The 7,044-nt window shown below is 51.8% G+C and carries 4 protein-coding genes; 1 reads left to right on the plus strand and 3 read right to left on the minus strand.

Annotation, left to right across the window (positions count from 1 at the left end; genetic code table 11):
- Nucleotides 1-175 precede the first annotated feature (175 nt).
- Nucleotides 176-2,740 carry a glycogen/starch/alpha-glucan phosphorylase gene (locus tag IGR76_19290; protein ID MBF2080594.1) on the plus strand — a complete coding sequence of 855 codons (2,565 nt, stop codon included), beginning with the start codon at nt 176-178 and terminating at the stop codon, nt 2,738-2,740.
- A gap of 107 nt (nt 2,741-2,847) precedes the next feature.
- Here IGR76_19290 and map read toward each other — a convergent pair whose 3' ends face one another.
- The 3 genes from map to lipA form a co-directional block, all read right to left on the minus strand.
- The gene (map, locus tag IGR76_19295; GenBank protein ID MBF2080595.1) at nt 2,848-3,675 is read right to left on the minus strand and encodes a type I methionyl aminopeptidase; all 828 of its coding nucleotides are present in this window, start codon (nt 3,673-3,675) and stop codon (nt 2,848-2,850) included.
- A gap of 73 nt (nt 3,676-3,748) precedes the next feature.
- Nucleotides 3,749-5,647, minus strand: a complete 1,899-nt coding sequence (locus IGR76_19300; protein ID MBF2080596.1) for an SBBP repeat-containing protein — start codon at nt 5,645-5,647, stop codon at nt 3,749-3,751.
- Between the two features lie 94 nt (nt 5,648-5,741).
- A complete protein-coding gene (gene lipA, locus IGR76_19305) occupies nt 5,742-6,671 on the minus strand; it encodes a lipoyl synthase (protein MBF2080597.1) in 930 nt (309 codons plus the stop codon).
- Nucleotides 6,672-7,044: the final 373 nt, after the last annotated feature.

Below are 7,044 nucleotides of genomic sequence, written 5' to 3' on the forward strand. Positions count from 1 at the left end.
TTTCATCCCGACACTCGCCTTCGGCAGAGTGCGGGGCTTTCACGGAGAAGCTAAAATTGTGCGATACGTAGCTGTTTCCAAGGGTGAGCCGTTGTTGAATAGGAGGCACACACCGGAAATGGAGGATTCTGAAAGGCCGCTCCTCTCCATTTGATGCGTTTAACGGAAATCATTTATGACCACTAATTCCACTGATTCGACGGTTACCGTGTCCACGTCAACGGGGCAGATGGTAAAAGTCCAGATCGAAGACGATCGCACAGGCATCAGTCTCGATACCCTCAAGCGTGCATTTAAAGATCATTTATTTTATACCCAAGGGAAATATCCTTCGATCGCCATCACCCATGACTACTACATGGCTCTGGCTCATGCAGTGCGCGATCGCCTGCTCCATCGCTGGTTAAAATCCCAGGAAACCTACCTGGATCGGCGCAAATCCAAGGTGGTGTGCTACCTTTCTGCCGAGTTTCTGATGGGACGGCATCTGGGCAATAGTTTGATCAACCTGGACATTTATCAAGAGTTCAAAACCGCCCTGGAAGACTTGGGGCTGGATCTCAATGAACTGTTAGAGCAAGAAGAAGATCCAGGTCTCGGCAATGGTGGTCTGGGACGATTAGCCGCTTGCTTCCTCGATTCCCTGGCGACGTTAGAGGTTCCAGCGATCGGCTATGGCATTCGCTACGAATTTGGCATTTTCCATCAAGTCATCAAGCAGGGATTCCAGGTGGAAGTTCCCGATAACTGGCTGCAACTGGGTAATCCCTGGGAAGTGAGCCGTCCCCACTCGAAGGTGGAAATTAAGCTGGGGGGCTACACAGAAACCTATCACGACAGCAAGGGACAGTACCGCGTGTGCTGGATTCCCGAACGGACGGTGGTAGCCCTGCCCTTCGACACGCCCGTACCGGGATACAGCACGAACACGGTGAACACCCTCCGCCTCTGGCAAGCCGAGGCGAGTTCAGAGTTCAACTTTGAGGCGTTTAACTCTGGCAACTACGACCAGGCGGTTGCCGAAAAAATGAGTTCGGAAACGATCTCGAAGGTTCTCTATCCCAACGACAACACGCCCCAAGGGCGAGAGTTGCGATTGGCGCAGCAGTATTTCTTTGTATCGGCCTCGTTGCAGGACATGATTCGCATCCACCTGCGCAATCATCCAAGCCTCAACAACTTCCACGAACACTTTGCCATTCAGCTCAACGATACGCACCCAACGGTAGGTATTGCTGAACTGATGCGCCTTTTGATCGATGAGTACGAGATGGAGTGGGAGCAGGCATGGCACATCACCCAAAACACCTTCGCCTACACTAACCATACGCTGATGCCCGAAGCATTGGAGCGCTGGCCAATTAGCCTCTTTGGTCGGGTCTTACCTCGTCCGATGGAGATCATCTACGAAATCAACTATCGGTTCTTGGAGGATGTGAAGTCCTGGTATCCCAATGACGAGGGTAAGTTAGAACGCCTGTCCATCATTGAAGAATCGCCCGAAAAAGCGGTGCGGATGGCAAATTTGGCCTGTGTGGGGAGCCACACGATTAATGGAGTCGCGGCACTGCATACGGAACTGCTAAAGCAGAGCGTTCTCCGCGATTTTTACGACCTGTGGCCTGAAAAGTTTGTCAACAAGACGAATGGGGTTACGCCGCGTCGTTGGTTGCTGCTCAGTAATTCCAACTTAGCGACGCTGTATACGGAAAAACTGGGCAGTCGGTCGTGGCTCACCCACATGGACAAGCTGCGGCAGTTGGAGTCCTACATCGATGATCCAGAGTTTTGCGATCGCTGGCAGCAGATCAAGCTGCACAACAAGCAGCGGTTGATGGAGTATATTCGTACCCACAACAATGTGGATGTGGACGTTCACTCCATGTTTGACGTACAGGTGAAGCGGATTCACGAATACAAGCGGCAACTGCTGGCGGTGCTGCACATCATCACCTTGTACAACCGGATCCGCCGCAATCCCAATGTAGACATTACGCCGCGCACCTTCATTTTTGGAGGGAAGGCTGCACCGGGCTACTACATGGCAAAGCTGATTGTGAAGCTGATCAACGCGGTGGGCGACGTGGTGAACCGCGATCCGCGCGTGCGGGGACGGTTGAAGGTGGTCTTTTTGGCGAACTTTAATGTCTCGCTGGGACAGTTGATTTATCCTGCGGCTGATCTGTCTGAGCAGATTTCCACAGCCGGGATGGAAGCCTCTGGCACTGGAAACATGAAATTTTCCATGAATGGTGCGATGACGATTGGAACCCTAGATGGAGCGAATATCGAAATCCGCGAAGAGGTGGGGGCCGAGAATTTCTTCCTGTTTGGTCTTACTGCCGATCGGGTTCAGGCATTGAAAGATCACGGCTATGTGCCGCGCAAATACTATGAACAAAATGAAGAGTTGCGGGGTGTGTTGGATGCGATCGCCCAAGGCGATTTTTCCAACAAAGACATGGAGCTATTTCAACCGATCGTAGACTCGTTGCTAAACAGCGATCGCTACCTGCTCTTGGCAGACTACCAAGCTTATATTGACTGTCAGGAACAGGTGAGCAGGGCTTTCTCCGACAAGAGTTCCTGGACACGAATGTCGATCTTGAATGCGCTGCGGATGGGCAAGTTTTCCTCCGATCGCACCATTCAAGAGTACTGCGACGAGATTTGGAAGGTTAGCCCTGTACCCATTGAAGTTCAAGACTACACCAGCGAGGACGAGGTCATGCAGTTCTAAGCTGATGTATACCTGCAGAAAGACCTGCGCTTGGCAGGTCTTTTTTCGTAGGAGCCACAAGCATAGCCAAGGTTCAGACCATGATCCGGCACGTTGGATATTTATGCTTAGACCTTGGTGCGATCGGTCAAAATTTCATATCCGTCTTCCGTGACCAAAACTGTGTGCTCAAACTGAGCCGATAGGGAACGATCCACGGTTACGACCGTCCAGCGATCGCTCAAGGTTCGCGTATGCTTCGATCCAGCGTTTAGGATCGGTTCAATTGCCAGCGTCATCCCTGCGCGGAGGCGGACGTTCGGTAACTCGTGGGTGCGGTAGTTAAACACCGACGGTTCCTCATGGAGATTCCGCCCTACGCCATGCCCTGTATAGTTTTCAACAATGGCAAACCCGTGGGCCTCTGCGTGATCCTGCATTGCTCCAGCTAAATCCAGAAGGCAATTTCCAGCCTTCACTTGCGCAATACCCTTGTACAGCGTTTCCTCGGCGACTCGGATAAGGTCTGCTGCTTTCGGCTTCACCTTACCCACAGCGATCGTAATACAGGAATCGCCATGAAACCCTTCAAAGTAGGCTCCAACATCGACCTTCAAAACATCGCCATTGCGGATCACTTTCTTGGGATTGGGGATACCGTGAACAACCTCATCATTCACCGATGCACAGATGGATGCTGGGAAGCCGTAGTACCCCTTGAAACTGGGCGTGGCTCCCATTTCGCGAATACGCTGCTCAGCGTAGGCATCGAGATCCGCTGTGGTGATGCCTGGTTCTACCCGCTCCGAAATTTCCTTGAGTACGGTAGCAACGATCGTACCCGATTGGCGCATAATCTCAATTTCGTAGTCCGATTTGGTTTCCACCCGCCGCCGTTGGGCGCGAATACGGGGGGCAGGATTTTTTTGTGGAAGCAGGTTTGAGAGAAAATTCATGGTTAAGGTCAACCCAGGAGTCTTATCAATTCTAAGCGATTTTTAGGATGGCCTCCCAGTGTGCGTACCAGCCCTAGAGATTGTCTACGCTATATCTCGCGAACCAAACATCGTAGGAACCTTGGTTGGTGCCACCAAAGTCACCCAGTGTTTGACCCACAACGTAGACATTGCCAGTATTGTCCACTGTAATTCCATAGGTTTCGTCATCGCTTGTGGTTCCAATCTGTGACGAGGCCACCACTCGTCCAAACGGGTCATACTTCACAATCCACGCATCCGATCCGCCAATCGCAGTCTTGAATAACGAACCATTGGTTTCTCCGGTCACATAGACATTGTCATTTGGATCTACAACAATTCCTTGGGCTTCATCGAGGCTATCGGTGCCAAACTGGTCTACCCAGAGGCGTTTGCCGTTGGCGTTGTACTTAGCAACAAAGGCATCGACGCCGCCCGACGAGGTATTTCCGGGTAACGATCCTTCCGTACTCCCCACAATATAGACATTACCTTTACTGTCAACGGCTAGCCGTCGTGCTTCCTCGGTTCCCCTCCCCCCCAGAGTGTTTAACCAAAGGCGTTGCCCACTGCTGTCGAACTTGGCCACAAAGGCATCTCCCCCGGTATAGGGATTATTGGGATTGAATTGAATTTGAGCTCTGGTGATGCCAGCAACATAGATATTCCCATCCTGATCTAGAGCGACGCTGGTTGCGGCTCCGGTGGAGGTAATGGAGCCAATGTCATTGCCGAGAGTTTGTTTATTCCCGTTTGCATCAAACTTGGCGACAAACCCAGTACTGCTTGGAGATAGACTGATGGCGATCGCCCCTCCAGCTACATAGACATTGTTGTTTGCATCGACGGCAATATCCGATCCTGCCGTGATGTCGTCTTCTGAAAAAGAAACCTGTTTGGATTCCGATAGAGTTGTGCCGGAGCGGGTGTAGAGTCCCAGTGCACCATTCCCCGTTGGAGATAGTAGTGCTGCTTTGACATTCTTAGCCCCTACGGTGTAAATGTTGCCATTACCACCCAACGCAACCCCCGAAAATACATCTGAATTACTGGTGCTGAACTGCTGAATGGACTGCACTTGTCCAGATGAATCTGCGAGAGCTAGGAAGGCATCGCGTCCACCTTTGTTGCTACCCTGAAGGTTTCCCTCGGTTAAGCCTGCCATGTAGAGGTTGCCGTTTCCGTCTACGTCGATATCGTAGGCGTAGTCGTTCGCGCTGCTGCCAAATTGTGTAATCCACTGCTCCGAAAACGCTTGAGATACGAGCGGCGGGAAGACTGATCCCTGAAGTCTATAGGCTGTACCTACGGCTTTGCCGCTGTAGGATACCCGCGCATAGTAGGTTCCGACATCTAAGGTTTGCGAAAGGGTAGCATTTGTCGTTTTAGAAGCTTTGGAGGTTTTGAGAACGTTTCCGCTCTTGTCTTCCAGGATCAGTTTTAGAGGTTGGCTAACACCTGTTAGAGATAGATCGACCTCTCTAGATTGGTCTACGGTAAAGCGATAGTAGTCGGTTTGATCAGAGCGGCCTGAAAAGTCCTTGAACGAGGCTAGTTTGGAACTCAGGCTAATCTTGCGAGCGGTTTTGTGATTTTCACCTGCGCGATCGCCATTGGCAACCCCAGAAAGTTTGTAGACCGTTTCTCCTTTTGGAGCAGAGACCTCCAGAAAATAGGTTCCGGCATCAACGGTTCTGGCTAAAACCTGGCTGGTCTTGCTTAAAGCGCTAGAGGTGAATAGCGTTTTCCCTTTTTGGGTCTGAAGCTCAATCTGGACGGGCTTTTGCAAGCCTGAAAGCTGAACGTCAAGACTAGTGCGATTTTTAAAGGCAACTTTGAAAACGTCCGCTGCATCCGTCCCGCCAATGGATTCCTGAATAACGGTGGCTTTGGTGCCAAGTTTTAGAGGTTCTGCTGTTTTGCGGGTATTGCCAATGCGATCGCGTGCCATGTCCAACCTCGCCCTTCTGTCTTCATCAGATTGGCGGATGGGATGCCCGATCAGCAACGCGATCGCCCAAAATTTACGCAGATTTCATTGAGCTTTAGGGCGTTTGAACGGCGGTCGATGTCTGGGGGGCGCGATCGCGCGGATAGCGTTCCATGAGCGATCGCACCTGTTCCGCATGGTAGGAACTGCGGGTGAGGGGTGAGGATACGACCTGTAAAAAGCCCATCTCCTCCCCAATCACGCGCCACTGTTCAAATTGTTCTGGCGTCACAAAGTCCTGAACCCCCAAATGCTTCTGCGTTGGCTGGAGGTATTGACCAATGGTGAGAATGTCGCAATCGACCGATCGCAAGTCGCGCATCACTTGCTGGACTTCCTCATCGGTTTCGCCCAGACCCACCATAATGCCGGACTTAGTATAGAGCCAGGGGGCTTGCTGCCGTGCCCGGTCTAATAGTTCCAATGTACGCTGGTAGTCGCCTTGAGGACGCACCCGCCGATAGAGGCGCGGAATGGTTTCCGTATTATGGTTCAGAACCTCTGGCGCGGCTTGTAGGATTACCTCCAATGCCTCCCAGTTGCCGCAAAGGTCAGGAATTAAAACCTCAATGGTCGTTCCGGGCGAGCTTTTGCGAATTTCGTCAATGCAGCGGACAAACTGACCTGCGCCCCCATCGGGCAAATCATCCCGGTTTACGGACGTAACCACCACATGATTAAGCTTCATCCGCTTGACCGCTTCCGCTAACCGCAGCGGTTCGGTCGGGTCAAGGGCTTGCGGCTTTTTCTCAAAATCAATATCGCAGTACGGGCAGGCGCGGGTGCAGGCGGGGCCCATGATTAGGAACGTCGCCGTACCGTGGTTAAAACACTCACCAATGTTGGGGCAGGAGGCTTCTTCGCACACGGTGTTGAGGTGCAAATCGCGCAGAATTTCCTTTACTGAGCCAACCCGCTCCCATTGCGGTGCTTTTACTCTTAACCAGTCTGGCTTAACGGTCACGCTTGTCCTCGCTGTTTCCATAACGTGTGCGGTGTTGCTCTAATCTTACCGGATCTCGACGTTGAGCAGGGGCGATCGCCCCCATAGCAGTCCTAAGTCATTCATGAAATGCCGAATCTGCCATGAAATGCTGAATCTGCTGAACAATGAGCTTAAATTCCTTACCCATTCACGGTTCAAACAGGATCGCCATATCAATGTTAGGACTTACGCAGTTGGGCGATTTTGCGTGGGTACACCCACGCAAAATCGCCCGAAAGAGTCAGGACGCCGCACGTAGTGCGTAAGTCCTGAATATGTTTCTGTTTGAAGGACAACTTAGCTTTTAGACGGGAAGCCCCGCGATGTACCTGAAAGGTCAGCGTCGGGATGAGAGGCGCGTGAGTTGAGGTAC

It is taken from the genome of Synechococcales cyanobacterium T60_A2020_003 (assembly GCA_015272205.1).
Lineage (GTDB): Bacteria > Cyanobacteriota > Cyanobacteriia > RECH01 > RECH01 > JACYMB01.

What these genes read in the sequence shown, in the direction of transcription:
- IGR76_19290 (MBF2080594.1), top strand. Translation starts at nt 176, where the DNA reads ATGACCACTAATTCCACTGATTCGACGGTTACCGTGTCCACGTCAACG.
- map (MBF2080595.1), bottom strand. Translation starts at nt 3,675, where the DNA reads ATGAATTTTCTCTCAAACCTGCTTCCACAAAAAAATCCTGCCCCCCGT.
- IGR76_19300 (MBF2080596.1), bottom strand. Translation starts at nt 5,647, where the DNA reads ATGGCACGCGATCGCATTGGCAATACCCGCAAAACAGCAGAACCTCTA.
- lipA (MBF2080597.1), bottom strand. Translation starts at nt 6,671, where the DNA reads ATGGAAACAGCGAGGACAAGCGTGACCGTTAAGCCAGACTGGTTAAGA.